This window comes from Streptomyces sp. MAR4 CNX-425 (assembly GCF_048656465.1).
In the GTDB taxonomy this organism is placed as follows: domain Bacteria; phylum Actinomycetota; class Actinomycetes; order Streptomycetales; family Streptomycetaceae; genus Streptomyces.
On the sequence record NZ_JBMDLF010000003.1, the window covers coordinates 399131 to 425182 of the forward strand.

Genomic DNA, 26052 nt, shown 5'->3' on the forward strand with positions numbered 1-26052 from the left:
ATATGGCCGACGGGGGTCGAGTCGGTAATAGGACGAACGGCTTGTCCTCGGCACTACAACTACACCATCTGTCCAGCGGCGTCGGCCAAACCGATGGAATTGCCCTCTGAGGTGTTCAACCTCGACGGATCCCGCTGGACCGGGCCATAGCGGACAGTCACGCCATCGTGACGATCAGTCACAGCACCACCAGAGGTCACAAGGTCTCCCACGAGAGGATCAATGCTCGGCATTCCACCCTAAGTTGGACGGAACATACCCCATCTGGACTCCTTGCCCTATATCGTCACCCAGGCTACGCGGTGACGGCAAGACCCGGGTACGTGCTTTCCATCACGGTTGACCAATTAGCCGGGTTCGGGACCTTCGTCCGGGACGGAGGTCCCGGGGTGCAGGGGCCGAACGGCCCCTTCCGCGCCGGGGCATGGCGGGACACTAGTCCGGATTTGTTCGTCGCACTAGTGAGCGCTTGTTCAGCGCCCGGCCTCCGGACCCGCCCCGCGGGCCCCGGCGCCAGGGGCGTTCGGCGGCTAGCTCGCGAACTGCCGCTCGCGCACCGCGCCCCAACGGTCCGTCAGCCGCTGGTACGCCCGCCCGGCCCGCTCCTCGTCCCCCTCCGCCAGCGCCGCCAGGCCCTCCGCGACCTCCGCCGCCGACCGGTCCTCCGCCAGGTGCTCCTGCGGCAGCACGTGCACGAGCCCGCCGTAGTCCAGCTCCACCAGCGACCGCGGATGGAACTCCTCCAGCCACTTCCCCACGTCCACCAGCCCCTCGACCAGCGGCGCCTGCCCCACCGCCGACCGCAGCGCCTTCAGCCCGCGCGCCACCCGCCGCCGGGCCTGCACCATCGGCGTGCGGTAGCGCAGCAGCGTGCGCGGCCCCGTCTCGTACTCCCGCTCCTCGTCGGCGAAGAGCACGAACCAGCGCATCGGCACCGTCCACACCGCGGACCTGATCCACGGCCGCGCGTCCGGGTTGTCCACCCGCCAGCGCGCGTGGTCGGCGAGCGCCTGTTCCCGTACGACCTCGGGCAGCGCCGCCTCCAGCACCGGCCGGGGCAGCTCCTCGACCAGCTCGTCCAGCGCCATCCAGCTGCGCAGCCGGGTGCGCCAGGGGCACACGCACGTCACGCCGTCCACCTCGGTCACGAAGGCGTCGCCGCTCTCGTGCGCCGGGGCCGCCGTCGGCGGGGTGCCGGCCAGCCCGGCCAGGGCGCGGAGCAGCTCGTCCTGGCTGGTGGGGGTGGCCTCGCGGGCGGCGTAGCGGTACCAGTGGGTGCGTTCCGGTTCGGGGAAGGCGGCCAGTGGTTCGTACACGCGCAGGTACGTCGCGTACGGGATCACCAGTGACGACACCACGGCCAACGCCCTCTCCCCTCTCCCACGTACGTATCCGAGTCTCCCGCAGACTATGGTGCTGAGTCCTCCCGGGGGACGCTCCCGGGAGCCGAGACCCCGCCGGGGGTCCCCGGAGGCGGGCGCCGTTCTACGCTTGTGCCACCTACCTGCCCTCCCCCACCCCTGGAGGGCAGCAGCCCGCGACCAAACCGGAGTCACCACCGTGACCGACGTTCTCTCCACACTCTTCCGCTCCGACCAGGGCGGCCATGAACAGGTGGTCCTGTGCCAGGACCGCGAGACCGGCCTCAAGGCGGTCGTCGCCATCCACTCCACCGCCCTCGGCCCGTCCCTGGGCGGCACCCGCTTCCACGCCTACGCCACGGCGGACGACCCCGAGCAGGCCGCGGTGCTGGACGCGCTGAACCTCTCCCGCGGCATGTCGTACAAGAACGCCATGGCCGGCCTCGGCCACGGCGGCGGCAAGGCCGTCATCATCGGCGACCCGGAGACCGACAAGACCGAGGACCTGCTGCTGGCCTACGGCCGCTTCGTCGCCTCGCTCGGCGGGCGCTACGTCACGGCGTGCGACGTCGGCACGTACGTTCACGACATGGACGTCGTCTCCCGTACGAACCGCTGGACCACCGGCCGCTCCCCCGGGAACGGCGGCTGCGGCGACTCCTCCGTACTGACGTCGTTCGGCGTCTTCCAGGGCATGCGCGCGGTGGCCGAGCACCTGTGGGGCACGCCGTCGCTGCGCGGGCGGCGCGTCGGCGTCGCCGGGGTCGGCAAGGTGGGGCACATCCTGGTGGACCACCTGGTCGGGGACGGTGCGGAGGTCGTGATCACGGACGTGCGGGCGGCGTCCGTGGACCGGGTGCGGGCGGCGCACCCGGAGGTGGCGGTGGCGGCGGACACGGCCGCGCTGATCCGCGAGCCGCTGGACGTGTACGCGCCGTGCGCGCTGGGCGGCGCGCTGAACGACGACACCGTGCCGGTGCTGGCCGCGAAGGCCGTCTGCGGCGCGGCGAACAACCAGCTCGCGCACCCGGGCGTGGAGAAGGACCTGGCCGACCGCGGCATCCTCTACGCCCCGGACTACGTGGTGAACGCCGGCGGCGTCATCCAGGTCGCCGACGAGCTGCACGGCTTCGACATGGACCGGGCGCGCGCCAAGGCCGCGGGGATCTTCGACACGACCGGGGAGATATTCCGCCGGGCGGCGTCCGACGGGGTACCGCCGGCGGTGGCGGCGGACCGGATCGCGGAGCAGCGCATGGCGGACGCCAAGCGCCCCGCCTGAGTGCCGTACGCCCCTTTGCCCGCCCGGGTGCGCCGGGGCGGGCAAAGAGGCCGTTCGCGCGCCCGCGGAAGCATTCACCAAGGCAAAGGAACGGCGTAGCGTAACGCATGTCACCACCGTGCGGCGGGTCGCTCCTCGTCAGACGATAGAATCGGGTCCTGACCAGCGGGGACGCGGACCTCACCGGGATCGGCGGCGGGGCCCGTACTGCCAGCGACGTACCGTCAGGGTGCAGAAACAGGTACCGTTGAACCCCGATGGACGGTCCCTCACTCAGGAGGGTCCGCTTCCGATCATGAACGCGTGTCAGACTCTGGGGCCACCGAGCCCCGTCGTTTGAGGGGGTCGACCCATGGGGCGCGGCCGGGCCAAGGCCAAGCAGACGAAGGTCGCCCGCCAGCTGAAGTACAACAGCGGTGGGACTGACCTCTCACGCCTTGCCGAAGAGCTGGGCGCATCGACGGCGAAGCCGCCGTCGAACGGACAGCAGCAGCAAGTCGAGGAAGAGTCGCCCGACGACGACCTGTACTCGCGCTACGCGGAGCTGTACGAGGACGAGGACGACGAAGACGGCGAGGACTCGGCCGGCTCGTCGGAGCAGCGACGCGGCGCCTGAACCGCAGGCAGCAAATCGGAGCTCGGCTCGGGGACACCCCCGGACGGGCCCTTTTTGCTGCCCGGAACCGGCGGCCGGCGGGTCGCTGACCGGGCCCCGGGGCGACGGCCTCAGCGGGCATGGTCCCCCGTGAGCTCGACGACACCGGAGCCCGAGCCCGAGCCCGGGCCCTCCTGCCCGTCGCCCACGGCACGCACCTCGCCGGCGACCCAGGCGTCCACCCCGCGGTCCGCGAGCAGCGCGAGCGCCACGTCGACCGACTCCGGCGGCACCACGGCCACCATGCCGACGCCCATGTTCAGCGTCCGCTCCAGCTCCGCCCGCTCCACCCGGCCCACCTCCCCGACCACGTCGAAGACCGCGCCCGGCGCCCACGTCCCGCGGTCGACCACGGCACGCAGCCCCTCCGGGACGACCCGGGCCAGGTTGCCCGCGAGGCCGCCGCCGGTGACGTGCGAGAAGGCGTGCACCGCGGTGGCGCGCAGCAGCGCCAGGCAGTCCAGCGAGTAGATCTTCGTCGGCTCCAGCAGCTCCTCGCCGAGCGTGCGGCCGAACTCCGGCACCGCCCGGTCCAGCGCCCAGCCGGCGCGGTCCAGCAGGACGTGCCGTACGAGCGAGTACCCGTTGGAGTGAAGGCCGGAGGACCCCATCGCGACGACCACATCACCCGAACGGACGCATTCGGCGCCCAGCACGGCGTCCGCCTCGACGACACCGGTACCGGCGCCGGCCACGTCGTACTCGTCCGGGCCCAGCAGCCCCGGGTGCTCCGCCGTCTCCCCGCCGACCAGCGCGCAGCCGGCCAGGACGCAGCCCTCGGCGATGCCCTTGACGATCGCCGCCACCCGCTCCGGCACCACCTTGCCGACGCAGATGTAGTCCGTCATGAACAGCGGCTCGGCGCCGGTGACGACCAGGTCGTCGACGACCATGCCGACCAGGTCGTGCCCGATGGTGTCGTGCACGTCCATGCGCTGCGCGACCGCGACCTTCGTGCCCACGCCGTCGGTCGCGGAGGCGAGCAGCGGGCGCTCGTAGCGCTTGAGGACGGAGGCGTCGAAGAGCCCGGCAAAGCCGCCGAGGGCGCCGACCGACTCCGGCCGCCGCGCCTTCTTCACCCACTCCTTCATCAGCTCGACGGCACGGTCGCCGGCCTCGATGTCGACGCCGGCGGCCGCGTAGGAGCCGGCGGCGGGGGCCGGGGCGGGGGGCTGGCTGGCACCAGACATGGCGTTGGGGTCCTCCGGGTGTGCGGTGCGTCGATGCGATGCGATGCGTCGGGCGTCAGGGCGTCGGGCTTCGGGGCGCGTACGTCGTACGCGTCCGGGAGCGGCTACGGGCGGCGCAGGGGGTCGGCGGCGTCCCGTCCGGCGGCGTCGCGCCCGCCGGCGACCTCGGTCTCCAGCAGGTGCTTGCCCAGCAGCTCGGGGTCGGGCAGCTCCATCGGGTACTCGCCGTCGAAGCAGGCCCGGCACAGGTTGGTCTTCGGGATGCCCGTCGACTCGATCATCCCGTCGGTGGAGATGTACGCGAGCGAGTCCGCACCCAGCGACTGCCCGATCTCCTCCACCGCCAGGCCGTTGGCGATCAGCTCCGCGCGGGTGGGGAAGTCGATGCCGAAGAAGCACGGCCACTTGATCGGAGGCGCCGAGATGCGCACGTGCACCTCGGCGGCGCCGGCCTCGCGGAGCATCCGTACCAGCGCGCGCTGCGTGTTGCCGCGGACGATGGAGTCGTCCACGACGACGAGACGCTTGCCGCCGATGACCTCCTTGAGCGGATTCAGCTTCAACCGGATGCCGAGCTGCCGGATGGTCTGGGACGGCTGGATGAAGGTCCGGCCGACGTAGCTGTTCTTGACCAGCCCGGCACCGTACGGGATGCCGCTGGCCTCCGCGTACCCGATGGCGGCGGGGGTGCCGGACTCGGGCGTCGGTATGACGAGGTCGGCGTCGGCGGGAGCCTCGGCCGCCAGCCGGCGGCCCATCTCGACGCGGGAGAGGTACACGTTCCGGCCGGCGATCTCGGAGTCGGGGCGGGCCAGGTACACGTACTCGAAGACACACCCCTTGGGCTTTGCTTCGGCAAAACGACGGGACCGCAACCCGTTCTCGTCGATCGCGATCATCTCGCCCGGCTCCACCTCGCGGATGAAGCTCGCCCCCACGATGTCCAGCCCGGCGGTCTCCGACGCCACCACCCAGCCCCGGTCCAGCCGCCCGAGCACCAGCGGCCGGACACCCTGCGGGTCACGGGCGGCGTAGAGCGTCTGCTCGTCCATGAACACCAGGCTGAACGCGCCCTTGACCCGCGGCAGCACCAGCGGCGCGGCGTCCTCCACGGTCAGCGGCTTGCCGTCGTCGTCGACCTGCCCGGCCAGCAGCGCGGTGACGAGGTCGGTGTCGTTGGTCGCCACCGGCCGCGGGGCGCGCGAACCGTTCTCCCGGGGCAGGTCCGCGGCCAGCTCCGACAGCTCGGCGGTGTTGACGAGGTTGCCGTTGTGGCCGAGCGCGAGCGAGCCGTGCGGGGTGGCCCGGAAGGTGGGCTGCGCGTTCTCCCACACGGAGGCACCGGTGGTCGAGTAGCGGGCGTGACCCACGGCGATATGGCCCTGGAGGGAGCCGAGGGAAGTCTCGTCGAAGACCTGCGAGACCAGGCCCATGTCCTTGAAGACGAGGATCTGTGAACCGTTGCTCACCGCGATGCCCGCGGACTCCTGTCCCCGGTGCTGCAGTGCGTACAGTCCGAAGTAGGTGAGCTTGGCGACCTCCTCGCCCGGGGCCCAGACGCCGAAGACGCCGCAGGCGTCCTGGGGGCCCTTCTCGCCGGGAAGCAGGTCGTGGCTGAGTCGTCCGTCACCACGTGGCACGTATTCGAGTCTAAGGCAGATCGGCCCGGGCACCCGAACGGTGCACACGTGGCGGGAATCACGTCCCGGCCGCCGGCGGGGGCGGGGGCGGTGGGGCAGGCCCGGGCGGCATAACCCGGTGCGGCGGCGCGGGCGCGGCGGCTACGGTCGCCGGACGAGGAGGGTGAAGTGCCGCAAACAGAAGCCGCCGCCGCCGAACGCGGGGTGTACGAGATCCGGATCCTCACGGACACCGAGGCCGAGGAGACACCGGGCCTGCGGGAGCCGGTGGAGCGCCTCCTGTGCCCGGACCCCGACCACGCGCCCCCGTGCGAGATCCCCTGGAGCATCACGCTGGACGACGACCCCGCGGCGCTGGTCGTGGGGGTGTACGCGACCCGCGAGCAGGCCACGGAGGTGACGGAGCGGGTACGCGCCCTGGCGGGCGGGCGGCGGCCTGTATCGCTGCGGGAGGGGGACGCGGGGCGGTTCGAGGAACTGGTGGAGCAGTACGAGATCGAGAGCGGCGGACGCGGGGTCTGACCCGCGGTAGGCCCGGGCGGGGACACCTGCGCCGCACGGTGGTGTTCGCGCGGTGGTGTAGCCGGTACCGGCGGGCCGCGTGGCGCGGCGCCGGGGTGGGCGGAGCGGCGCCGGAGTGGGCGCCCGTGCGTGAGGGGCGGCGACGGGGAGTCTCCGCCGGTGCGCCGCTTCGCCTCCCGGTAGACGTCGGGGGCGGTGGCGCTCATCTCACCAGGGCACTTCAGATCGTGTTCTGGCTCCAGCTCATCGCTCCGTCAGCAGTTCTGCTGTGGGAGCTACGCGAGGGTCTTGGCGTACCAGTGGTCCGCTTTGCCGTGGCCCTCGTACGGCGCCGTCTCCTCGTATCCGTACCGCGTGTACAGCGCGCGCGCCTCGGTGAGCCCGGTGTTGGTCTCACACACGATCCGGGTGGCGCCCAGCCTCCTGGCCGCCTCCTCCACGGCGACGAGCAGCCCCCGCCCCAACCCCGCACCGCGTCCGGCGGGGTCCACGTACATCCGCTTCAGCTCCGCGGTCGCCGGGCTGCCGCCCAGCAGCCGGACGCCGGCGCAACCCAGAAAGCCGCCGCCGGCGTCGCGGGCGACGAGGAACTCGCCGCGGGGCGGGCCGAGGTCCCGGTGCGGGTCGTCCGCGAGGACGGCCCGCATCTCGGCCTCGGTCGCGGAGCGCCCGAGGACCCGGCGCCCCATCTCGGTGAAGTACTGCCGCATCACGCTGTCCACGTCCGGGCCGGTGACGGGCTCGGCCCGGATCGTCCACGTCTGCATGGGCGCCATGCTCCCGAACCCGCCGCGAGCTGTCGACCGCTTCGTCCGCGCGGCCGGTCACTGGACGCGCTCGACCGCCGCGTACGTCTCCCGGGCCTCCCCCAGCCGCGCCAGGGCGCGCCCCAACGCGCCGGTCGATTGCCTGGTTACGAGCACTTGCCCTCCCGCCTGCCCCCATGCCGGGGAGACGAACGTGGCGGACGATGCACGGGGGCGCGGTGAGTTCAGCCCTGTGGCGCCGCCGGGGGCGTTTCCGCGCCGCGGCGGGCGTGGCCGTACCGCGCGAGGGCGTGGAAGGCGGCCTTCGGTTCCCAGGGCAGGCCCGGGTACGTCGTGCCGGGGCTGCCGTCCGTCAGGACCTTGACCACCCCGTACGACGCCTTGTCGAAGTCGCGGTCGTCGTCGGCGGGCGCGTGCGGGAGGTCGTAGCGGGCGAAGGTGTTGACGAAGGCCGCGTCCAGGGCGGATGCGTCGCAGACGTCGAGGAGTCTCCGCAGGTGGTCCGCCTGCTCCTGTTCGTCGCGTACGACGTGCCCGGTGAACCGCGCCGGGCGGGCGCGCTCGTCCCACTCGACGACCGCCTCGCCGCGTCCGCCCGCCGCCGCGGCCCCGCGGTACGTGGTGCAGCCGAGCTCCGTGACGGCGGCCGGCTTTCCGTGTGCCGTCAGGGCGCGCAGGCCCGCGGCGAGGCTGTCGGCGGATCCGGCCTCGGGGTAGCCGGCGTCGGTGGCGACGACGTCGAACGGGGTCCAGTCGACGCCTTCGAACGGCAGCGAGGCGTACCCGATCCGGCCGCCGAACCGGGCGCGTACCGCCGTGGCCGCCTCGCCGAGGAGGGCGTTGACCCGCGCGGGGAGTGCGGGCAGGGCGGCCCGCAGCCGTTCGCGGTCGGTGAGGAGTGCGGCGCGTTCCGTGTGCGTGTCGCCGGGGAGCAGCCCGGTGGTGAAGAGGGAGACCTCCGAGCCGGTGAGGAAGACGACCTCGGCGCCTCCGCGGCGCAGGCGTTCGGCGCGTGCGGCGCTGTCGGTGAGGAAGTCGAGGAGCTCGGCGGTGGTGAGGCCGTTGGTGAACGGGGAGTACCACACCTCCAGCCGGGCGTCGGCCGCGAGGCGCGCGGCGGTCTCCAGGCGGTCCCGGTCGCCGCCGGTGACGCGTACGGCGTCGCAGCCCAGGTCGTCGCGGATGATCTGCATCTCGCGGCGGACGACGGCGGGGTCGAAGGGTTCGCGGGTGGTGGTTCCGGCGGTGGTAAAGCCGGTGTCGTAGGTGATGCCGAAGATGCGCACCGTTGCCGCTCCTCATTTAGGGTACGGCTCGTACCCTAAACCGGAAGGCCGGTTTCCCGAGGTGCTGGAGGAGGTCCCGCCGGTCACGGTGGAGTACGTCGCCGGTCCGGTGAAGGCCCCGGCCACCGGCATCGCGAAGTACACGCTGCACCTTGAGCCGCCGGGCGGGACCCGGGTGGCCGGCTGATGCGTCGCTAGATCGCGGTGAAACCGCCGTCGGCGGCGACCACGGCTCCCGTGACGAAACGGGAGCGCGGCGAGACGAGGAAGCACAGGACCTCGGCGATCTCCTCGGGCTGCGCCACACGTCCCAGGGGCGCGGCTGTCGGGGCGGATCGTGTCGAGGAAGTCCGCGGCCACGAGGTTGGCGCGGATGCCCAGCGGGCCGCACCGGTGGGCCGCGCTGTTTCGCATTCACGGCAGGCCCACGTGGACGTGGTAGCGCCGGGGTGTTCAGTGCGCGGTGAGCCCGCCGTCGACCACCAGCTCCGCGCCGGTGATGAAGGAGGATTCGTCGCTGGCCAGGAAGAGGATCGCGGGTGCGATCTCGTCGGCGCGGCCGGCTCGGCGCATGGGGGTGCGTTGGATGTCCGGCTGCTGGTCGCCCTGGTCGTCCAGGAGGTCTTGGATCATCGGGGTGGCGATCACCCCGGGGTGCAGTGAGTTGATCCGTACTCCCTGCCGGGCGTACTCGACCGCGGCGGTCTTGCTCAACAGGCGCACGGCCCCCTTGGACGCCTGGTAGGCCGCAGCCGCACCGCTTCCCACCAGGCCGAGCACGGACGACGTATTGATCACCGACGCGTTGCCGCTCGCGCGCAGGAGCGGCATCGCCGCCTTCATGCCGAGCCATGCGCCCTTCTGGTTCACGTCGATGACGCGGTCCCACGCCTCTTCCCGCGTGTCCTCGATACCTGGCCAGTCCAGGATGCCGGCGAGGTTCACGAGCACGTCCAGCGTTCCGAACCGGTCGCGTACGACGGTGATCACTTCGTCCCACTCCCGCGCGGAGGAGACATCGAGGCGGGCAGCGACGACGTTCGCGCCGCGTGCCCCGATCCGGCCGGACAGGTCCCGCAGGGGGCCTTCGGCGATGTCGGTGATCACCAGCCGGGCGCCTTCGCGGGCGAAGAGTTCGGCGGTCGCGGTGCCGAGGCCGCCGGTCGCGCCCGTGATCAGCGCGACCTTGCCGTCAAGCCGTTGTCCTGTCATGGAGATGACCCTTGGTTCTCGTTGCTGCTTGCTTGCTGGCTGCCTGGCTGTGCCGAGGCGGCCGTAGCCGGGCCTCCGCTACGACGGCTTCTGCTCCCGGTAGAGCACGAGGTGCTCGTGATAGAGGACTCCGTCCCGGATGTCGCCCGTGGCGGTGAACCCGGTGTCGTCGACGTAGTCCAGGTGGCTGCCGGTCACCGTGTACCGGCCGGTGTACGCGCTGCGCCGCTCGCCGCGGGCTTCGTCGTAGCGGCCGTCCGGCAGCAGTTCCTGCCGGATGTGACCATCCGCGGTCACCCACATCCCGACCACGTCGACGCGGTCGCCCTCAACGGTCCCGGCCATGGCGGACTCCTTTCCTCGAACGGTGCGGTCCGTCCCGCTCCACCGAGTCTGGGCAGGTCAGCGGCCATCAACCAGGACGCGTGCTGCCTGGGTGCGGCACACCCGGGCAGCACACCGCGCCGCCGCCTAGCCTGGGGGCACATGGACGACAACCACCTGGGAGACTTCCTGCGCGCACGCCGCGCCGGCCTGCGGCCGGAGGACGTCGGCATGGCGAGCTACGGGGCCCGCAGAGTCGCCGGACTGCGGCGCGAGGAGGTCGCCGTCCTGGCCGGGGTGAACGCCGACTACTACACCCGGCTGGAACAAGGCCGCGAGCGCAACCCCTCACCCCAGGTGGTCGACGCGCTCAGCCGCGCGCTGCGCCTCGACGCGGACGCACGCGCGCACCTGTACCGGCTGGCCGGGGCCGCGCCGAACGGCCAGCCCTCCGTCCACGCCGCCGAGCGGGTCAGCCCTTCGCTGCGACAGCTGATGGACGGCTACCCGAACACTCCGGCGTTCGTCATGAGCCGGACCCTGGACCTCCTCGCCGTCAACGCCCTGGCCGACGCCCTCTACGCCCCCTTCGAGCCGGCGGACAACCTGGCCCGCATGACCTTCCTCGACGCCGCGGGCCGCAACTTCTACGCAGACTGGGACCGGGCAGCACAGGCCACCGTCGCCAACCTTCGCGAGGCAGCCGGATTCGACCCGGACAACCCACGGCTGCGCGAACTCGTCCGCACCCTGACCGAGCACAGCGCGGACTTCACCCGCCTCTGGAATGCCCACACCGTGCGCGGCAAGACCCAGGACGCCAAACACCTCCTCCACCCGGACGTCGGCCCCCTCACCCTCACCTACCAGGCTTTCGACGTCCGCGACGCCCCCGGCCAGCAGCTCGTCATCTACCACGCCGAACCGGGCAGCCCCAGCGCCCAGTCCCTCAGCCTGCTCGGTTCCAGCCACGCCACCCGGCGCCGGCCCGCCCCGCGGCCCCACGGCTGATCAGCCGACGAGCGCGTGATCATCCGGCTGGTTCGCGGCTGGTGTCCGAGCCGGGACTTCAGGGCCGGAACGTACGATGCGCTCGTGGCACCGGACGGCAGCAGACGGCCCCCCGCCCCGCGACGCCGCGGGGCCGTGCTGGAGGACGCCATCCTGCGCGCCGCCGCCGAGATCCTGACGGAGTCCGGCGTCCCGGCCCTCACGATGGACGAGGTGGCCCGGCGGGCCGGGACGAACAAGAACGCCCTGTACCGGCGCTGGCCGAACCGCGTCGCGCTCGGCGTGGCCGCGTACCGCCGGCTGGCCGCCGCGGAGACCGCGCCGCCGGACACCGGCTCGCTGCGCGGCGACGCGCTGGAGATGCTGCGGCGCGCGAACAGCACCTGGTCGTCGCCGTACGGGGAGATCCTGCGCGGCCTGATCGCCGCGGCCGGCGGCGCTCCGGAGCTGCTGGCCGAGCTGCGCGACCCGGCGGCGGAGGACGCGCAGGGGGCGGCGTGGCTGGCGCTGCTCGGCCGGGCGGTGGAGCGCGGCGAGGCCGCGCCGGGGGCGGTGCACCCCCGGGTCGCGTCCGCGCCGCTGGCGCTGCTGCGCAACGAGTACGTGCTGCTGGGTTTCCCGGCCGTGTCCGACGACATCCTTACTGAGATCGTCGACGAGGTGTTCCTGCCGCTGGTCCGCGGGCGCGGCCCGCGTCCGGGCGGGACTTGATCCCCCCGGTGGTCCAGGACGTCGACAAGCTCCTACGCGCGCGTGATGCTCGTCCTCGCCCGCGCGACCGGCCGCGCGGAGCGGGCCCGGCTGCGGGAGGTCCCGGGCTGACCCCGCGGGTGCGCGCGCTCAGTCTCCGGTCGCCTCGCGCAACGCCGCCCAGGCGTCCGCCGGCGGGCCGATGTGCCTGAGCTTGTCGGGGTTGTTCACCGCGTGGATCGTCTGGAGTCGCCCGTCGCGCACGTCCAGCGCCCACGTGCTGAGGACCTGGCCCTCCCGGTCCCGGAAGACCGCGCCCGGGCGGCCGTTCACCTGCCGCGGCTCCACGGCCCCCGCCCCCCTGACGACCAGCGGGACGAACACCGCGAGCACCCCTGCCACCTGCTCGGCGCCGCTGACGACGGGCTGGAACCGGGGGGCCTTGCCGCCGCTGTCGCCGATCATCCGCACGTCGGCGGCCAGCAGCTCCGTCAGCGCGTCGACGTCGCCCTCCCGGAACGCGCCGAAGAACCGCTCGGCCAGCTCCTCGCGCTCGCGCCGCCCGGCCTCGAACCGGGTCCGGCCCGCGTTCATGTGCCGGCGCGCCCGTACCGCCAGCTGGTGACACGCCGCCTCCGACCGGCCCACGGCCGACGCGATCGCCGGGAAGTCGAAGGCGAACACCTCGCGGAGCACGAAGACCGCCCGTTCGAGCGGGGAGAGCCGCTCCAGGAGCAGCAGGGCCGCCGTCGACAGCGAGTCCGCCAGCTCCGCCGAGCGCGCCGGGTCCTCGTACGGGTCGGTCAGCAGCGGCTCCGGCAGCCACGGGCCGGCGTACTCCTCGCGCCGGACGCGGGCCGAGCGCAGCACGTCGATGGAGATGCGCGTGACCACGGTCGACAGGAACGCCTTCGCCGACTCGGGCTCGCTGCCGGCGGCCTGGTAGCGCAGCCAGGACTCCTGGACGGCGTCCTCGGCCTCGCTCACGCTGCCGAGGATCCGGTACGCGATCGAGAACAGCAGCGGCCGCAGCTCCTCGAACTCCTCGGTCCTCGTCACGCCGGGCTCTCCTCCGTCTCGTGGGCCACCGTCACCAGGGCACCGGGCCCTCCGCGGCGAAGAACCCGGCGGTCGGCCCGTCGTCGCCCAGGGTGGCCAGCCGCACCACGACCGCGGCGCCCTCCGCGACCGTGAGGAAGCCGGTGTGGTCGTTGCTGTCGGTGTCGACGTAGCCGGGGGCGGCCGCGTTGACGAGAACGCCGTCCTTGCGCAGCTCGTTCGCGTACTGCACGGTCAGCGCGGTGAGCGCGCTCTTCGACGGCGTGTACGCCGCGGAGGGCAGCAGGGCCGCGAAGGGCCCCTCGGGGTCGCTGGAGAGGGTCTGGGAGGCGGCATGCGTACTGACGTTGACGATGCGCGCCGCCGGGGACCGCCGCAGCAGCGGCACCATGGCGTTGGTCACGGCGATCACCCCGAACACGTTGGTCTCGAACACCGCCCGGACCATGTCCAGGTCGACGGTGGTGGGGATCTGGTCGCGCGCGTCGGCGGGCGAGACCTGGCCCGAGCCGGTGATGCCGGCGTTGTTGACCAGCACGTCGAGGCGGCCGTAGCGCTCCTCGACGTGCTGCGCGGCCGCGCGGACGGAGGTCTGGTCGGTGACGTCCAGGGCGACCGGGTGCGCGTCGCCGCCGGCCGCGCGCCGCGCGGCCGCCGCCTCGGCGCCGCGCCCCGGGTCCCGGGCGCCGAGCAGGACGGTCATGCCGAGGGCGGCGAGTTGTTCGGCGACGCCGCGGCCGATGCCCTTGTTCGCGCCGGTGACCAGTGCGATCCCGCGCGGGGGGTGGTGCTCGCTCACGGTGGGCTCCTTGCCTCGAAGGTGGCTTCACCCCCTGGGACGAGACAGCGGGGCCGGGACTGACATCCGGGCGGAATCCCCTGGTCAGGGTCCCGGTCCGGGGACCCGGGCCCGAGGCCCCGGTCGCGGTCCCGGCCCCGGGTCAGGACGGCCGGCCGCCGAACTGCCAGTGGTGCACCTCGACGGCCGCGTACTCCTCGGCGGTGAGCACCGTCCGCGCCGCCGCCGGGTCCGGGGCCCGCAGCAGCGCCGCGGTGCCCAGCCAGGCGGAGCCGTCGTCGGAGAGCAGCGGCCCGTACGCGATCAGCTCGTCCAGGTCCGGCAGCCGGTCGACGTCGACGGCCGGTTCGGCGCCGGTGCCGGGGCCCGGGCCGAGGCCCAGGACGAGGTAGCGGCTGCCGCCCGTGCGGCCGCCGGGGAAGTCCCACATCGTCCGGCCGAGGGAGTTGTGCCAGCGGCGCAGCAGCACGTCGCGGTACGCGCCCGCCTGGTAGCCGGGCTCGTCGAAGGCGAAGGCGCGGGCGGCGGCCGCGTCCGGGAGGTCGAGGATGTGCACGCTGCCGGTGGGCACCTCGCCGTCGTCGGCCAGGGTCGGGCCGCGGGCGATCATCCCGGCCGCGTACCGGTCCATGTACGACCAGTGCTCCTCCAGCAGCTCGTACCGCAGCGCGAAGGACCCGGGCCGGTCACGGTGGTAGCAGAAGAACTCCATGCCCCCAGTCTTCAGCACCGGCCGGGCCGGGAGGGTGCCGGAAGGGTGCCGGAAGGGTGCCGGAACAGGCAATCAGGTCCGCGCCCGGAACCGTCGCGGCTGTCAGGGCCGCGAAGTACAGTCGGGTACCGGAACGCCGGGGAGGGGCACGGGGAGGGCGGGAGGGGTCGAGTCGTGCGAGGGCGCAGGCGTGGGTTGGCGGGGGTCGTGGCCGGGCTGGTGCTGGCCCTGGGGTTCGGTGCCGGGCAGGCCGCCGCCGACGGGGACACCCCGGACGGGGAGACCCAGGCCGCCTATCTCGCCGAGCAGCTGCGCGACGACCCCGTCTACATCTCCGATCAGGTGCCCCGCGAGGTCCCGCGCTCCGCGGCCGCGGAGTTCGCGAGGACGGCGGAGCGGACCGGCGTGCCGACGTACGTGCTCGTCCTGCCGAACGACCCGCTGTACGGCGAGCAGTTGCTCGCCGCCGTGCACGACCGGGTGGGCGAGGACGGGTTGTACGTACTGATCGACGCCGGCCTGCCCACGATCAGGGCCACGTCGTACGGGGTGGACGTCCCCGTACGGGACGCCGTCGCGGTGACGACCTTCGAGCTGCCCTTCGACGCCTGGCCGATCGAGACGTTCCGGCTCTTCGTCGAGGCGCTGAACGACGAGGACGTCGCCGAGCGGGCGGAGGCCGCGCGGGAGAAGTACGGCGGGTCCGACGGGCAGGAGCCGACCGCCACGCCCGAGCCTCTCCACCACGCCCCCCGGGAGACGCCGGAGGACGACGACGAGGTGTCGATCACCGACCGGAAGAACCAGAGCTTCCTCACCGGGATCTCGCTGGCGGGGCTGCCGCTGCTCATCCTCCTCATCGGCGTGTACGTCCGGCGGCTGCGCCGGCTTCCGCACCCGGGCCCGCGGGGGTGGCGCTGATGGTCGCGTGGCTGCGCGGACGGCCGGAGATCGTCGTCGCCGTCCTGGCCGCGGTGCTGGTCGCGGTGCTGATCGCGGTGTTCGCGGCCCTGCGGTTCGGAGACGGCTCCTCGGGCACGGCCGACTCCGGGCCCACGTCCGGACCGACCGCGGCGCACACGCCGACCAAGGCGGACCTGCGGCTGCGGGTGGAGCGGGTCGGCGCGGGCCTCGCCGAGGAACCGCTCTACGAAGACCCGGAGAGCGAGCGGGCGCTGGACGACGCGGAGCGCCGCAGGCTGCTCGACCGGATCCGCGGCCTCGACCACAAGGTCTTCATCGCGATCCTCCCGACGCAGCAGGGGGACGAGTCCGGTGGCGACCCCGTGGAGCTGATGCGGCGGCTGCACGGAGAGGTCCGCCAGGACGGTGTCTACGTCGTCGCCGACGCGTTCACCGGCAGCATCCATCTCGCCAACCACGGCAGCCTCCTGGACAGCGACTACCTCCACTACGACCTGCCGGAGCGGCTGCCGAGCCCCGACGAGGACTCCGGGGTCGGCGACACGATGATCCCCGAAGGGCTCGACACGCTGCTGACCCTGCTGGAGCAGGCGCCGTCGACCGGCACGCCGGGCGAGCCGCCGTACCAGCCGGGCCGCGGGCTGGACGAGGAGGACTACGAGCCGGAGCCGCTGCCGTCGGTGTTCGGCGCGGACTTCGGGCCCGGCCTGGCCATCGGCGCCGGCCTGGCCCTGGCCCTGTTCGGCCTGGTGGTCGCGGCGACCACCCCGCTGCGGACGCGGCGGCGGCACCGCGCCGCGCTGTGGATTCCGCTGCCCGCCCAAGGGCCGGGATGGCCGGGCGGGCCGGGCGCGGCGGACTTCCGCGCGCCGGAGCGGGCGGTGCTGCACCGGGCCGCGCAGGACGCGCTGCGGTCGCTCGCCCAGCGGTACGCGGACGTGGCGGACGGCCCGGGGGGCAAGGGCGTGCCGGGCGGCCACGCCGGGCACGGCGGTCCCGTGGGGGCCGGCGGTCCCGGGGGGCCCGGCGGTCCCGGGGGGCCCGGCGGTCCCGGGGGGCCCGGCGGTCCCTGGGCGACCGGCGCCGTTGACGCCGCCGCTGCCGCGGGCGCCGCCGGCGCCGCCGGCCTCGTACGGGCCGCCGACTGCCTCGATGCCGCGCTGCTCGCGGTGGACGGGCGGCAGGACGGGCGCGTCGACCGCGACGCCGCCGCCCCGGCCCTGGTCTGCGCCCTGGTGCTGGCCCGCGCCGGGCACACCGCGCTCGACGGCGGCCCGCACGCCGTCGGCGACTACCGCTGCTGCTGGACCAACCCGCTGCACGGGCCCGAGGCCGCCGGCTGGCCGCCGGGCTCCGGGCCGCCGCTCTGCGCCGGCTGCCGGCACGCCTCCGTGCCGCTGCCCGGGGTACGGCTGCTGTTGCCCACCGACCAGGGGCCCGTCCCGTACGACGCCGTACCCGGGCCGCTGGCCGCGGCCTCGACCGGGATCACCGAACTCATCCGCCAGGTCCGGGAGTACACCGGTGTGCCGCACTGACTCCGCCGGGCGCCTGCTCGGCGCCGCCCTCGCCGCTCTGCTCGCCGGGGCCCTCGCCGTGCTGCCCGGCTCCGGGACCGCCTCGGCGCAGCCCAGCCCCGCCGAGGAGATCGCCGACGCGCTGCGCCGGTCGCCGGTGTACGTGGACGACGCGTACGAGACCGCGTTCCCGCCCGCCCGGCAGCGGGAGCTGGCCGAGCAGATCGAGGACACCGGGCTGCCGCTGTACGTGGTGGCGGTGCCGCTCACGAAGGGCGACGCCTTCGGCGGCGAGGCCCGGCAGCTCGCCGGTGCGGTGCACGACCGGCTGAACCGGGACGCCGTCCTGCTCACCACCGGTGAGCTCCCCGACGACGTGGAGGGCTGGGAGTGGCCGTACGGCAAGCACCAGGCCGGGTCGGCCGCGGCCGCCGTCTACCACCTCGACGAGATGCAGGACGCCGGCCTCGGCACCCGGATGGCCAAGGCCGTCGAGATCGTCGCCGCGGGCAACGGGGACGAGGTCTACGAACGGGCCACCGAGCACCTGCGCACCCCGACGCCGACGCCGACGGCCACCCCGGAGACCGGGGCGCCGGCCGATGCCGGGTCCGCGGAGGCCGCCGGGGGCGACGGCGGCGTCGGGACCGGCACCGTGGCGCTGATCGCGGCCGCCGCTCTCGCGCTGGCCGTACTCGCCGGGCTGCTGGCGGCGCGCCGCCGCCGGCGGACCGCCGGCCCGGCTCCGTTCACCTTTCCCCGGGCGGTGTTCGCCGCGGCCGCGGCCGCCGACGAGGCGGACCTGCGCCGCCGCGCGGAGGCCGAGGTCGTCGCCCTCGGCGAAGCGGCGCAGGCCCACCCGCACGACACCGCCCCGGCCGCCCTGCGGAGCGCCCTGGACGCGTACGCCGCCGCGGGCACCGTGCTCGACGCCGCCCGCGGCCGCGCCGACCTGGCGGGCGTCCTGGCGCTGGTCCTCGAAGGCCGCGACGCGCTACAGGACTCGCGTACCGCCCTGCCCCTGTGCTTCTTCAACCCCCTGCACGGCCGCGGCACACGCCGCCTCAAGTGGCGCCCCCTCGGCCGCCGCGACCACATCCGCGTCTCGGCCTGCGCCGCGTGCGCCGCGGCCGTCCAGGCCCGGCGGGCCCCGGAGGTGCTGACCGAACGGGTGGACGGCCGCGACCTGCCGTACTTCGAGGTCCCCGCGGAGCGCAGCCTGTGGGCCGCCACCGGCTACGGCTCGCTGGTGAGCGACTCGCTGGCGGCGCGGGTGGCCCGCGGCGACTTCACCCGCGCCCTGGGGCGCTGACCCCGGCACCGGCCCCGCCGGGGCCTCCCCGGCGACGGCCGGAACGCCGGGTGCCGCCGCGTACGCGCCGCGGAGGCACCGCGCCGCCGCGCGTACGCACCGCACGCCCCCCGCACCGCGCCCCCGCGCCGCTGCCCCCGCGCCCCGCGTCAGGCGAGCACCGGGAGGACCTCCGTCAGGTCCGCACGGTCCCCGCTCGCCGTCACCGTCCCCTCCTCCCGCGCCGCCTCCCAGCTCATACGCCCCGTCGCCAGCCGGATCCACGTCAGCGGGTCCGCCTCCACGACGTTCGGCGGCGTGCCGCGGGTGTGGCGGGGGCCCGCTATGCACTGGACCGCCGCGAACGGCGGGATCCGCACCTCCACCGCCGCCCCCGGGGCCTTCGCCGCCAGGGCGTCCGCGAGGACGCGGACGACGGCGGCCGTCGCGCCCCGGTCCAGGGGGACGGCGGCGCCGGTGGCGCGGGTCAGGTCGTCGCTGTGGACGACCAGCTCGACGAGGCGGGTGACCGTCATGTCGAGCGCGGTCATCGGGCCGAAGCGGTGCGGCAGGAGGCGGTCGGTCCGTACGGCCTCGGGACGGGCCGCCGCCAGCCGCTCCGCCGCCGCGTCCACCGCCGCGGCGTACGCCGCCGGGCCGGTCCCGTACTCCGCGGCGATGCGCTCGGCCTCCCGCCGGGCCCGCTCGTCCAGCCGGTCGGCGATGCCCGCCGTCGACACCGCCCACGCCGGCAGGCCGACCACCGCCCGCCCCGCGAGCCCGGGCGGCGCCGGCTCGGCGAGCAGCCGCGGCGTCGCCTCGATCTGGTCGACGACGTGCGCCAGCAGCAGCCCCACGTCCCAGCCCGGCAGCCCCGACGGCAGCGCCGGCGCGCCCTCGTCGAGCCCGCGCGCCGCGGCGCTCACCGCGCGGACCTGCGCCGTGAGCGCCGTCCACGTCTTCTCCGGGTCGTACGTGCGCGCCCTGCGGGCGGCGCTGCGCTTGGCGGTCGGCATGACAGGAGCCTACGACCGAGGTCCGACAACGCCGACCTGTGCCACCATGCGCCCATGCCTATCGCCGACCGCTACCTCGCCGAAGACGAGTCGCTGGTGTACGTGACCCGCCAGCACTGGACCACGCTGGTCAACGAGTTCCTCGCGCTCTGCGTGATCGCGGTGGCCGCCGGGGTGCTCGCGTGGTGGCTCCCCACGGACGAGGACTGGGGGAAGTACACGACGTTCGGGGTGCTGGCGGTGGCGGCGATCTTCGCCTGCTACTTCTGGCTCATCCCGCTGCTGCGGTGGCGCAGCACGATGTACATCCTGACCACCAAGCGGCTGCACAAGCGCAGCGGCTTCCTGTCCAAGTCGGGCCGCAGCATCCCCCTCGCGCGCGTGAACGACGTGTCGTTCCGCGCCAACCTGTGGGAGCGGATCATGCGCTACGGGACGCTCAACGTGCAGTCCGCGTCCGAGCAGGGCGTGATGACGCTCCGGCACGTACCCGACCCGGAGGGGCTGAAGGCCGAGATCTACCGGGCCGTGGACTCCCTCGGGAGCGGGAACGCGGGCGGGGCCGGGGCCGGCCGGCCGCCGGCCCACTGACCCGCGTACCGCGTTGGTGAACCTCTTCAGGAGAGCAGCTCAGGAGAACAGCTGCGGGATCGTCCGCTCGTACGTCTCCCGGAGTTCCGCCAGCGGCAGGGTGAACTCGCCCTGGAGCTCGACGGCGTCCCCGTCGACCACGCCGATCCGCGTCGCCGGCAGCCCCCGCGCGCCGCACATGTCCGTGAACCGCGTCTCCTCGCTCCGCGGCACCGCCACCACCGCGCGGCCCTGCGACTCCGAGAACAGGAACACCGCCGGCTCCAGCCCCTCCGGCACCACCAGCCGCGCGCCGTGGCCGCCCTTCAGGCAGGACTCCACCACCGCCTGCGCCAGGCCGCCGTCCGACAGGTCGTGCGCCGCGTCGATCATGCCGTCGCGCGAGGCGGAGATCAGGATCTCGGCGAGCAGCCGCTCCCGCTCCAGGTCGACCGCCGGCGGCAGCCCGCCCAGGTGCTCGTGGACGACCTGCGACCAGGCGGAGCCGCCCAGCTCCTCCCTCGTCTCGCCGAGGAGGTAGAGCAGCTGGCCCTCCGTCGCGAACGCCATCGGCGTGCGCCGCGCGACGTCGTCGATCACCCCGAGCACGCCGACGACCGGCGTCGGGTGGATCGGCTGGTCGCCGGTCTGGTTGTAGAGGGAGACGTTGCCGCCGGTGACCGGGGTGCCCAGGACGCGGCAGGCGTCGGCCAGCCCGCGGCACGCCTCGGCGAACTGCCACATGCCCGCCGGGTCCTCCGGCGAGGGGAAGTTGAGGCAGTCGGTGACCGCGAGCGGGCGGGCGCCGGTGGCGGCGACGTTGCGGTACGACTCCGCCAGCGCCAGCTGGGCGCCCGCGTACGGGTCGAGCTTGGCGTAGCGGCCGTTGCCGTCGGTGGCGAGCGCGACGCCGAGGCCGGTCTCCTCGTCGATGCGGATCATGCCGGAGTCCTCGGGCTGGGCGAGGACGGTGTTGCCGAGGACGAACCGGTCGTACTGCGAGGTGATCCACGACTTGTCCGCCTGGTTCGGCGAGCCGGCCAGCTGGAGCACCTGCGCGCGCAGGCCGGCGCCGTCCGCGGGGCGCGGGAGCTTCGCGGCGTCGTCGGCCCGGAGGGCGTCGAGCCAGCCGGGGCGGGCCATCGGGCGCTCGTAGACCGGGCCGTCGTGGGCGACGGTGCGCGGCGGCACGTCGACGATCTGCTCGCCGTGCCAGTAGATCTCCAGCCGGTCGCCGTCGGTGACCTCGCCGATGACGGTGGCGGTGACGTCCCACTTCTCGCAGACGGCGAGGAAGCGGTCGACCTTCGCGGGCTCGACCACCGCGCACATGCGCTCCTGCGACTCGCTCATGAGGATCTCCTCGGGCGAGAGCGTCGCGTCGCGCAGCGGTACGACGTCGAGTTCGACGCGCATGCCGCCGGTGCCGTTGGAGGCCAGCTCGGACGTGGCGCAGGAGAGCCCGGCGGCGCCGAGGTCCTGGATGCCGACGACGAGGTCCTCGGCGAACGCCTCCAGGGTGCACTCGATGAGCAGCTTCTCCTGGAACGGGTCCCCGACCTGGACGCTGGGGCGCTTGCTCGGCTTGGCGTCGTCGAACGTCTCCGAGGCCAGGATGGACGCGCCGCCGATGCCGTCGCCGCCCGTGCGGGCCCCGTAGAGGATCACCTTGTTGCCGACGCCGGCGGCCTTGGCGAGGTGGATGTCCTCGTGCCGCATGACGCCGACGCAGAGGGCGTTGACCAGCGGGTTGCCCTGGTAGCAGGGGTCGAAGACGACCTCGCCGCCGATGTTGGGCAGGCCGAGGCAGTTGCCGTAGCCGCCGATGCCGGCGACGACGCCGGGCAGGACGCGCTTGGTGTCGGGGTGGTCGGCGGCGCCGAAGCGCAGCGGGTCCATCACGGCGACGGGGCGGGCGCCCATGGCGATGATGTCGCGCACGATGCCGCCGATGCCGGTGGCGGCGCCCTGGTAGGGCTCCACGTACGAGGGGTGGTTGTGCGACTCGACCTTGAACGTGACGGCGTAGCCCTGGCCGACGTCCACGACGCCCGCCTGCTCGCCGATGCCGACGAGGAGGGCGTCGGACGGCGGGGCCTTGTCGCCGAACTGCTTCAGGTGCACCTTGCTGGACTTGTACGAGCAGTGCTCGGACCACATGACGGAGTACATGGCGAGTTCGGCGCCGGTCGGGCGGCGGCCGAGGATCTCGCGGATCCGGTCGTACTCGTTCTCCTTCAGGCCGAGTTCGGCCCAGGGCTGCTCGGCGCCGGGGGTGCCGGAGGCGTGCTTGACGGTGTCGAGGGGGGTGCGCGTCATGCGTGGACCAGCCTCTTGAGGATGGAGGTGAAGAAGCCGAGGCCGTCGGTGCGGCCGGTGCCGACGAGGGGTTCGACGGCGTGCTCGGGGTGGGGCATGAGGCCGACGACGTTGCCCGCCTCGTTGGCGATGCCGGCGATGTCGCGCAGCGAGCCGTTGGGGTTGCCGTCCCGGTAGCGGAAAACGACGCGGCCGGTGGCCTCCAACTCGTCGAGCGTGGGCTCGTCGGCGGTGTAGCGGCCGTCGATGTTCTTGAGCGGGATGTGGATGTCCTGGCCGGCGGTGTAGTCGGCGGTCCAGGCGGTGCCGGCGTTCTCCACCCGCAGCTTCTGGTCCCGGCAGATGAAGTGCAGGTGGTTGTTGCGCAACATCGCGCCGGGCAGCAGATGAGTTTCCGTGAGCACCTGGAAGCCGTTGCAGATGCCGAGGACCGGCATACCGGACCGGGCCTGCTCGATGACCGTTTCCATCACGGGTGCAAAGCGCGAAATGGCACCGGCGCGCAGATAGTCGCCGTAACTGAAACCACCGGGGAGGACGACGGCGTCCACCTGCTGCAGGTTCTTGTCCCGGTGCCAGAGCGGAACCGGCTCGGCGCCCGCCAGCCGGACGGCGCGCAGTGCGTCGCGGTCGTCAAGGGAGCCCGGAAAGGTGACGACGCCGATACGAGCGGTCACTTCGGCTCTCCCGTGCGTGCGACTTCCTCGACACGTACCGTGAAGTCCTCGATCACGGTGTTCGCAAGGAAGGTCTCGGCCATCGTGTTGATCTGCGCGAGGGCGGTGTCGTCGACCGGGCCCTCCACTTCGAGCTCGAAGCGCTTGCCCTGGCGGACGTCGGCGATCCCGGCGAAGCCGAGGCGCGGCAGCGCACGCTGCACCGCCTGCCCCTGCGGGTCGAGGATCTCCGGCTTGAGCATGACGTCGACTACGACGCGGGCCACTGGCTACTCCCGGTAAGGGTTGTGAAGAAGCGGTGACGACAGCGTACCTTGCGGACAAATCTACCCGGGTAGATATCCGTCGGGACGGTTACGGTTCCGCATCGCCCGTGATATCCACTTGGGTAAAGACCCAATTAAACGTAGGGTCCGCATTGCGACGTGACACGCGGGCCCAATTGCCCGGCTTCCGCATCAAAAGCCGTCGCGATACAAATGTCAACGCACTGATCAAATGAGCCGGCGCTCCCGCAGCCCCGGCCGGCCGCGCAGGTCGCGCGGCCGGTGGGAAAGCGGCAGGCGCGACCGACGGAAGGACCCGTTTCGTGGCGCAGCGCGTAGTGGTCAGCCTCTTCGACGACATCGACGGCGGAGAAGCGACCGAGACGGTCAACTTCGGACTCGACGGGAAGTCGTACGAGATCGATCTCAATGCCTCGAACGCCAAGAAGCTGCGCAGCTCCCTCGCCCCCTTCCTGCGGGCCGGGCGGAAGCGGGCCGCGACCGGCCGGACGTTCACCCGCACCGACGTCGCGCCCAACCCCGCCACCGTGCGCGCCTGGGCCGGATCGCAGGGCATGGAGGTGCCGGCCAGAGGGCGCATCCCGAAGAAGGTCTACGAGGCGTTCGAAGCCGCGCACTGAGACCCCGCGGGGCGGTTTCCGGCCGCCCGGGGGCGGTCCGGCGGGTCTCCGGCCGTCGCGCGTACGGCCGTTCGGCGACCCGGCTTGCCATCCGCCCCCCGGGATCCGATAGAGTCTGGCTACGCGCCAAGGGGCGACCCCCCGAGGCCACGCGGGTGTAGCTCAGTAGTAGAGCGCCCTCTTTCCAAGAGGGAGGCGCAGTGTGCGATTCCTGTCACCCGCTCCGCCACAGAAGCCCTGTCGTCATGGGGTAGAGTGGAGCAAGCGCCGGATGGTGAGAGCTGTCCGGATGCGTGCGGACGTGGCTCAGTTGGTAGAGCATCACCTTGCCAAGGTGAGGGTCGCGAGTTCGAATCTCGTCGTCCGCTCGGTGAGAGCCCCGGCTTCGGCCGGGGCTCTTTTCGTGTTCCGTACCCCCGGGTACTCCTGGCATCGGCGCCGGTGACACCGATGACAGATGTCATCGCGTCCGATGACAGCGTGCACTGCTCCGGCGTCCGCCGCGGCGGAAGTCTGAAGACATGGTCAGTGCAGAGGAGAACGTGATCAGCGCCACGGCGCTGCGGCGCGCGTACGGGGACTTCGAGGCGGTGCGCGGCGTCGACTTCGCGGTGCGCCGGGGCGAGTTGTTCGCGCTGCTGGGCACGAACGGCGCCGGCAAGACCTCCACCGTCGAGCTGCTGGAGGGGCTGGCGCCGCCCAGCGGGGGCGAGGTGCGGGTGCTCGGGCGGGATCCGTACCGCGAGCGCGGGCGGGTGCGCCCGTACACCGGCGTGATGCTCCAGGAGGGCGGGATGCCCGCGCAGCTGACGGTCGCCGAGACGGTACGGATGTGGGCCGGCTGCACGGCGCGGCCGCGGCCCGCGGCGGAGGCGCTGGAGCTGGTCGGGCTCGCCGGCCGCCGGGACGTACGGGTCGCGCACCTGTCCGGCGGCGAGCGGCGGCGGCTCGACCTGGCGCTCGCGCTGCTCGGCCGGCCCGAGGTGCTGTTCCTCGACGAGCCGACGACCGGGCTGGACGCCGAGGGGCGGCACGCGACGTGGGAGCTGGTGCGCGAACTGCGCGCCGACGGCACGACGGTGCTGCTCACCACGCACTACCTGGAAGAGGCGGAGGAGCTGGCGGACCGGCTGGCGATCATGGCCGGCGGGCGGATCGCCGCGGCCGGCACCGTCGGGGAGATCGTCGGCGCCCACCCGGCGACCGTCTCGTTCCGGCTGCCGCCCGGCTGGCTGCCGGGCGACCTGCCGCCGCTGCCGGCGCTGGGCGTGACCGGGCACGAGCTGGCGGGGACAAGCGTACGGCTGCGTACGACCGCGCTCCAGCGGACGCTCACGGGGCTGCTGCTGTGGGCCCAGGACAACGCGGTGGAGCTGGCCGGGCTCGACGCCAGGTCGGCGTCGCTGGAGGAGGCGTTCCTGAGGATCGCGGGCGCCGTGCACGACGACCGCGCCGCCGGCGCGGCCCGTACCGACGAGAGGAAGACCCGATGACCGCCCCCGCCGTCACCGCTCCCCCACCGCACCTCGACGGCCGCGCCGCCGACGTCCCCGGGCCGCTCGCCCGGCTGGCCGCGATCGGCCGCGCCGAGCTGACGCTGATGTGGCGCAGCAAGCTCGTGCTCTTCGGCGCGCTCGTCACCCCGGCGGGCTTCGCGTTCGCCACCCGGTCGGCCGTCGAGGAGATGGACCTGTCCGACACGGGGCTCACCGCGGCCACCGTGGTGCTGCCGAGCGCCGTCGTCTTCGCGCTGGTCTTCGTCGTCTACGCGAACCTCGTCATCGTCTACGTCGCCCGCCGCGAGGAACTCGTCCTCAAGCGGCTGCGCACCGGGCTGCTCACCGACCGCGAGCTGCTCGCCGGCGCCGCGCTGCCCGCGCTGTGCGTGGCGCTGGCGCAGTGCGCGGTGCTGGCGGTGACCGTGAGCGTGGCGATGGGCGCGCCGGCGCCCCGGGCGCCGCACCTGGCGGTGCTGGGGGTGCTGTCGGGGATGGCGGTGCTGACGGTGCTGGCGGCGGCGACCGCGGCGGTGACGAAGTCGGCGGAGAGCGCGCAGCTGACGAGCATGCCGCTGCTGCTGGTGTCGATGTTCGGGTCGGGGCTGTTCGTGCCGTTCGAGGTGCTGCCGGACTCGGTCGCGGAGGTGGCGCGGCGGCTGCCGCTGTCGCCGGTGGTGGAGCTGGTGCGGGGCGGCTGGACCGGGGAGCTGGGCGGCGGCGGGGCCGTCGGGGCGTTCGCGGTGGCGATGGCGTGGACGGCGGCGGGGGCGTGGGCGGTGCGGCGGTGGTTCCGGTGGGAGCCGCGGGGCTGAGCCCGGAGGC

At 73.7% G+C, this 26052-nt stretch carries 27 protein-coding genes, 2 tRNA genes and 1 pseudogene; 15 read left to right on the forward strand and 15 right to left on the reverse strand.

All coding sequences use genetic code 11. From position 1 onward, the window contains the following. Positions 1-530: 530 nt before the first annotated feature. Positions 531-1364 (reverse strand): hypothetical protein, encoded by an 834-nt coding sequence (locus tag ACHZ99_RS11445; protein WP_420304356.1) that lies wholly within the window; start codon positions 1362-1364, stop codon positions 531-533. Between the two features lie 196 nt (positions 1365-1560). Here ACHZ99_RS11445 and ACHZ99_RS11450 point away from each other — a divergent pair, with 196 nt between their 5' ends. Further along, a complete protein-coding gene (locus tag ACHZ99_RS11450; protein ID WP_420304357.1) occupies positions 1561-2643 on the forward strand; it encodes a Leu/Phe/Val dehydrogenase in 1083 nt (360 codons plus the stop codon). 352 nt (positions 2644-2995) lie between these two features. Next, positions 2996-3259, forward strand: coding sequence for a DUF3073 domain-containing protein (locus tag ACHZ99_RS11455; protein WP_420304358.1), 264 nt, complete (start codon positions 2996-2998; stop codon positions 3257-3259). Positions 3260-3369: 110 nt separating this feature from the next. On the opposite strand, the gene purM is transcribed toward ACHZ99_RS11455, so the two are convergent. Both purM and purF read right to left on the reverse strand, forming a co-directional pair. Further along, entirely contained in the window at positions 3370-4488 is a 1119-nt protein-coding gene (gene purM / locus ACHZ99_RS11460) for a phosphoribosylformylglycinamidine cyclo-ligase (RefSeq protein WP_420304359.1), read from the reverse strand. A 104-nt stretch (positions 4489-4592) separates the two neighbouring features. Continuing rightward, complete coding sequence (gene purF / locus ACHZ99_RS11465; protein ID WP_420304360.1) at positions 4593-6128, reverse strand: amidophosphoribosyltransferase; 1536 nt, start codon at positions 6126-6128, stop codon at positions 4593-4595. Between the two features lie 168 nt (positions 6129-6296). Between purF and ACHZ99_RS11470 the strand changes: the two genes are divergently transcribed. Then, positions 6297-6650: a hypothetical protein gene (locus tag ACHZ99_RS11470; RefSeq protein ID WP_420304361.1), complete on the forward strand. Its 354-nt coding sequence runs from the start codon at positions 6297-6299 to the stop codon at positions 6648-6650. A 275-nt stretch (positions 6651-6925) separates the two neighbouring features. On the opposite strand, the gene ACHZ99_RS11475 is transcribed toward ACHZ99_RS11470, so the two are convergent. Together ACHZ99_RS11475 and ACHZ99_RS11480 are read right to left on the reverse strand one after the other, a co-directional pair. After that, the gene (locus ACHZ99_RS11475; protein WP_420304362.1) at positions 6926-7417 is read right to left on the reverse strand and encodes a GNAT family N-acetyltransferase; all 492 of its coding nucleotides are present in this window, start codon (positions 7415-7417) and stop codon (positions 6926-6928) included. A gap of 224 nt (positions 7418-7641) precedes the next feature. Then, positions 7642-8703, reverse strand: a complete 1062-nt coding sequence (locus ACHZ99_RS11480) for a hypothetical protein (protein ID WP_420304363.1) — start codon at positions 8701-8703, stop codon at positions 7642-7644. 61 nt (positions 8704-8764) lie between these two features. Between ACHZ99_RS11480 and ACHZ99_RS11485 the strand changes: the two genes are divergently transcribed. Further along, positions 8765-8890: a hypothetical protein gene (locus tag ACHZ99_RS11485; protein ID WP_420304364.1), complete on the forward strand. Its 126-nt coding sequence runs from the start codon at positions 8765-8767 to the stop codon at positions 8888-8890. A gap of 7 nt (positions 8891-8897) precedes the next feature. On the opposite strand, the pseudogene ACHZ99_RS11490 reads toward ACHZ99_RS11485, so the two are convergent. The 3 genes and pseudogenes from ACHZ99_RS11490 to ACHZ99_RS11500 all read right to left on the reverse strand — a co-directional run. Next, positions 8898-9090 (reverse strand): annotated as a pseudogene (locus ACHZ99_RS11490) (SDR family oxidoreductase); the annotation flags it as partial. 66 nt (positions 9091-9156) lie between these two features. Further along, positions 9157-9915, reverse strand: coding sequence for an SDR family NAD(P)-dependent oxidoreductase (locus ACHZ99_RS11495; RefSeq protein WP_420304365.1), 759 nt, complete (start codon positions 9913-9915; stop codon positions 9157-9159). A 78-nt stretch (positions 9916-9993) separates the two neighbouring features. Beyond that, entirely contained in the window at positions 9994-10260 is a 267-nt protein-coding gene (locus tag ACHZ99_RS11500) for an Atu4866 domain-containing protein (protein WP_420304366.1), read from the reverse strand. A 141-nt stretch (positions 10261-10401) separates the two neighbouring features. Here ACHZ99_RS11500 and ACHZ99_RS11505 point away from each other — a divergent pair, with 141 nt between their 5' ends. After that, a complete protein-coding gene (locus tag ACHZ99_RS11505; RefSeq protein ID WP_420304367.1) occupies positions 10402-11250 on the forward strand; it encodes a helix-turn-helix transcriptional regulator in 849 nt (282 codons plus the stop codon). Positions 11251-11334: 84 nt separating this feature from the next. Further along, the gene (locus ACHZ99_RS11510) at positions 11335-11961 is read left to right on the forward strand and encodes a TetR/AcrR family transcriptional regulator (protein WP_420304368.1); all 627 of its coding nucleotides are present in this window, start codon (positions 11335-11337) and stop codon (positions 11959-11961) included. Between the two features lie 129 nt (positions 11962-12090). On the opposite strand, the gene ACHZ99_RS11515 is transcribed toward ACHZ99_RS11510, so the two are convergent. From ACHZ99_RS11515 to ACHZ99_RS11525, 3 genes are all read right to left on the reverse strand, one after another. Continuing rightward, a complete protein-coding gene (locus ACHZ99_RS11515; protein WP_420304369.1) occupies positions 12091-12999 on the reverse strand; it encodes an RNA polymerase sigma-70 factor in 909 nt (302 codons plus the stop codon). Between the two features lie 31 nt (positions 13000-13030). Continuing rightward, positions 13031-13798 carry an SDR family NAD(P)-dependent oxidoreductase gene (locus ACHZ99_RS11520; RefSeq protein ID WP_420304370.1) on the reverse strand — a complete coding sequence of 256 codons (768 nt, stop codon included), beginning with the start codon at positions 13796-13798 and terminating at the stop codon, positions 13031-13033. Between the two features lie 142 nt (positions 13799-13940). Beyond that, positions 13941-14510, reverse strand: a complete 570-nt coding sequence (locus tag ACHZ99_RS11525; protein WP_420304686.1) for a YciI family protein — start codon at positions 14508-14510, stop codon at positions 13941-13943. Positions 14511-14705: 195 nt separating this feature from the next. Here ACHZ99_RS11525 and ACHZ99_RS11530 point away from each other — a divergent pair, with 195 nt between their 5' ends. From ACHZ99_RS11530 to ACHZ99_RS11540, 3 genes are read left to right on the forward strand one after another with little or no spacing between them, the layout of a single operon-like run. Continuing rightward, positions 14706-15431 carry a hypothetical protein gene (locus ACHZ99_RS11530; RefSeq protein ID WP_420304371.1) on the forward strand — a complete coding sequence of 242 codons (726 nt, stop codon included), beginning with the start codon at positions 14706-14708 and terminating at the stop codon, positions 15429-15431. Beyond that, complete coding sequence (locus ACHZ99_RS11535) at positions 15431-16972, forward strand: hypothetical protein (RefSeq protein WP_420304372.1); 1542 nt, start codon at positions 15431-15433, stop codon at positions 16970-16972. Before ACHZ99_RS11530 ends, ACHZ99_RS11535 begins: the two co-directional genes overlap by 1 nt. Then, positions 16959-18263, forward strand: coding sequence for a hypothetical protein (locus ACHZ99_RS11540; protein ID WP_420304373.1), 1305 nt, complete (start codon positions 16959-16961; stop codon positions 18261-18263). Before ACHZ99_RS11535 ends, ACHZ99_RS11540 begins: the two co-directional genes overlap by 14 nt. A 149-nt stretch (positions 18264-18412) precedes the next feature. Here the strand turns inward: ACHZ99_RS11540 and ACHZ99_RS11545 are convergent, their stop codons facing one another. Next, the gene (locus ACHZ99_RS11545; RefSeq protein WP_420304374.1) at positions 18413-19258 is read right to left on the reverse strand and encodes a sterol carrier family protein; all 846 of its coding nucleotides are present in this window, start codon (positions 19256-19258) and stop codon (positions 18413-18415) included. Positions 19259-19312: 54 nt separating this feature from the next. On the opposite strand from ACHZ99_RS11545, the gene ACHZ99_RS11550 reads away from it, so the two are divergent. Next, a complete protein-coding gene (locus ACHZ99_RS11550) occupies positions 19313-19849 on the forward strand; it encodes a PH domain-containing protein (RefSeq protein WP_420304375.1) in 537 nt (178 codons plus the stop codon). Between the two features lie 39 nt (positions 19850-19888). On the opposite strand, the gene purL is transcribed toward ACHZ99_RS11550, so the two are convergent. Genes purL through purS form a run of 3 tightly spaced genes read right to left on the reverse strand, consistent with a single transcriptional unit; the run spans position 19889 to position 23090 of the window. Next, entirely contained in the window at positions 19889-22147 is a 2259-nt protein-coding gene (purL, locus tag ACHZ99_RS11555) for a phosphoribosylformylglycinamidine synthase subunit PurL (RefSeq protein WP_420304376.1), read from the reverse strand. Next, the gene (purQ, locus tag ACHZ99_RS11560) at positions 22144-22824 is read right to left on the reverse strand and encodes a phosphoribosylformylglycinamidine synthase subunit PurQ (RefSeq protein ID WP_420304377.1); all 681 of its coding nucleotides are present in this window, start codon (positions 22822-22824) and stop codon (positions 22144-22146) included. Before purQ ends, purL begins: the two co-directional genes overlap by 4 nt. Next, positions 22821-23090, reverse strand: coding sequence for a phosphoribosylformylglycinamidine synthase subunit PurS (gene purS, locus ACHZ99_RS11565; protein ID WP_420304378.1), 270 nt, complete (start codon positions 23088-23090; stop codon positions 22821-22823). Before purS ends, purQ begins: the two co-directional genes overlap by 4 nt. 323 nt (positions 23091-23413) lie before the next feature. Between purS and ACHZ99_RS11570 the strand changes: the two genes are divergently transcribed. The 5 genes from ACHZ99_RS11570 (at position 23414) to ACHZ99_RS11590 (ending at position 26042) form a co-directional block, all read left to right on the forward strand. Then, entirely contained in the window at positions 23414-23731 is a 318-nt protein-coding gene (locus tag ACHZ99_RS11570) for a histone-like nucleoid-structuring protein Lsr2 (protein WP_420304379.1), read from the forward strand. 151 nt (positions 23732-23882) lie between these two features. Further along, a tRNA-Gly gene (locus tag ACHZ99_RS11575) sits at positions 23883-23954 on the forward strand. A 72-nt stretch (positions 23955-24026) separates the two neighbouring features. Beyond that, positions 24027-24099, forward strand: a tRNA-Gly gene (locus tag ACHZ99_RS11580). Between the two features lie 153 nt (positions 24100-24252). Beyond that, positions 24253-25224 (forward strand): ABC transporter ATP-binding protein, encoded by a 972-nt coding sequence (locus ACHZ99_RS11585; RefSeq protein WP_420304380.1) that lies wholly within the window; start codon positions 24253-24255, stop codon positions 25222-25224. Beyond that, on the forward strand, positions 25221-26042 hold the full coding sequence (locus ACHZ99_RS11590) for an ABC transporter permease (protein WP_420304381.1): 822 nt from the start codon (positions 25221-25223) through the stop codon (positions 26040-26042). Before ACHZ99_RS11585 ends, ACHZ99_RS11590 begins: the two co-directional genes overlap by 4 nt. The last annotated feature ends 10 nt before the right edge of the window (positions 26043-26052 follow it).

Excerpts from the sequence above, each read along its gene's own strand:
- ACHZ99_RS11455 (WP_420304358.1), top strand. The coding sequence starts at position 2,996 with ATGGGGCGCGGCCGGGCCAAGGCCAAGCAGACGAAGGTCGCCCGCCAG.
- purM (WP_420304359.1), bottom strand. The coding sequence starts at position 4,488 with ATGTCTGGTGCCAGCCAGCCCCCCGCCCCGGCCCCCGCCGCCGGCTCC.
- ACHZ99_RS11475 (WP_420304362.1), bottom strand. The coding sequence starts at position 7,417 with ATGCAGACGTGGACGATCCGGGCCGAGCCCGTCACCGGCCCGGACGTG.
- ACHZ99_RS11495 (WP_420304365.1), bottom strand. The coding sequence starts at position 9,915 with ATGACAGGACAACGGCTTGACGGCAAGGTCGCGCTGATCACGGGCGCG.
- ACHZ99_RS11500 (WP_420304366.1), bottom strand. The coding sequence starts at position 10,260 with ATGGCCGGGACCGTTGAGGGCGACCGCGTCGACGTGGTCGGGATGTGG.
- ACHZ99_RS11505 (WP_420304367.1), top strand. The coding sequence starts at position 10,402 with ATGGACGACAACCACCTGGGAGACTTCCTGCGCGCACGCCGCGCCGGC.
- ACHZ99_RS11525 (WP_420304686.1), bottom strand. The coding sequence starts at position 14,510 with ATGGAGTTCTTCTGCTACCACCGTGACCGGCCCGGGTCCTTCGCGCTG.
- ACHZ99_RS11535 (WP_420304372.1), top strand. The coding sequence starts at position 15,431 with ATGGTCGCGTGGCTGCGCGGACGGCCGGAGATCGTCGTCGCCGTCCTG.
- ACHZ99_RS11545 (WP_420304374.1), bottom strand. The coding sequence starts at position 19,258 with ATGCCGACCGCCAAGCGCAGCGCCGCCCGCAGGGCGCGCACGTACGAC.
- ACHZ99_RS11550 (WP_420304375.1), top strand. The coding sequence starts at position 19,313 with ATGCCTATCGCCGACCGCTACCTCGCCGAAGACGAGTCGCTGGTGTAC.
- purL (WP_420304376.1), bottom strand. The coding sequence starts at position 22,147 with ATGACGCGCACCCCCCTCGACACCGTCAAGCACGCCTCCGGCACCCCC.
- ACHZ99_RS11585 (WP_420304380.1), top strand. The coding sequence starts at position 24,253 with ATGGTCAGTGCAGAGGAGAACGTGATCAGCGCCACGGCGCTGCGGCGC.
- ACHZ99_RS11590 (WP_420304381.1), top strand. The coding sequence starts at position 25,221 with ATGACCGCCCCCGCCGTCACCGCTCCCCCACCGCACCTCGACGGCCGC.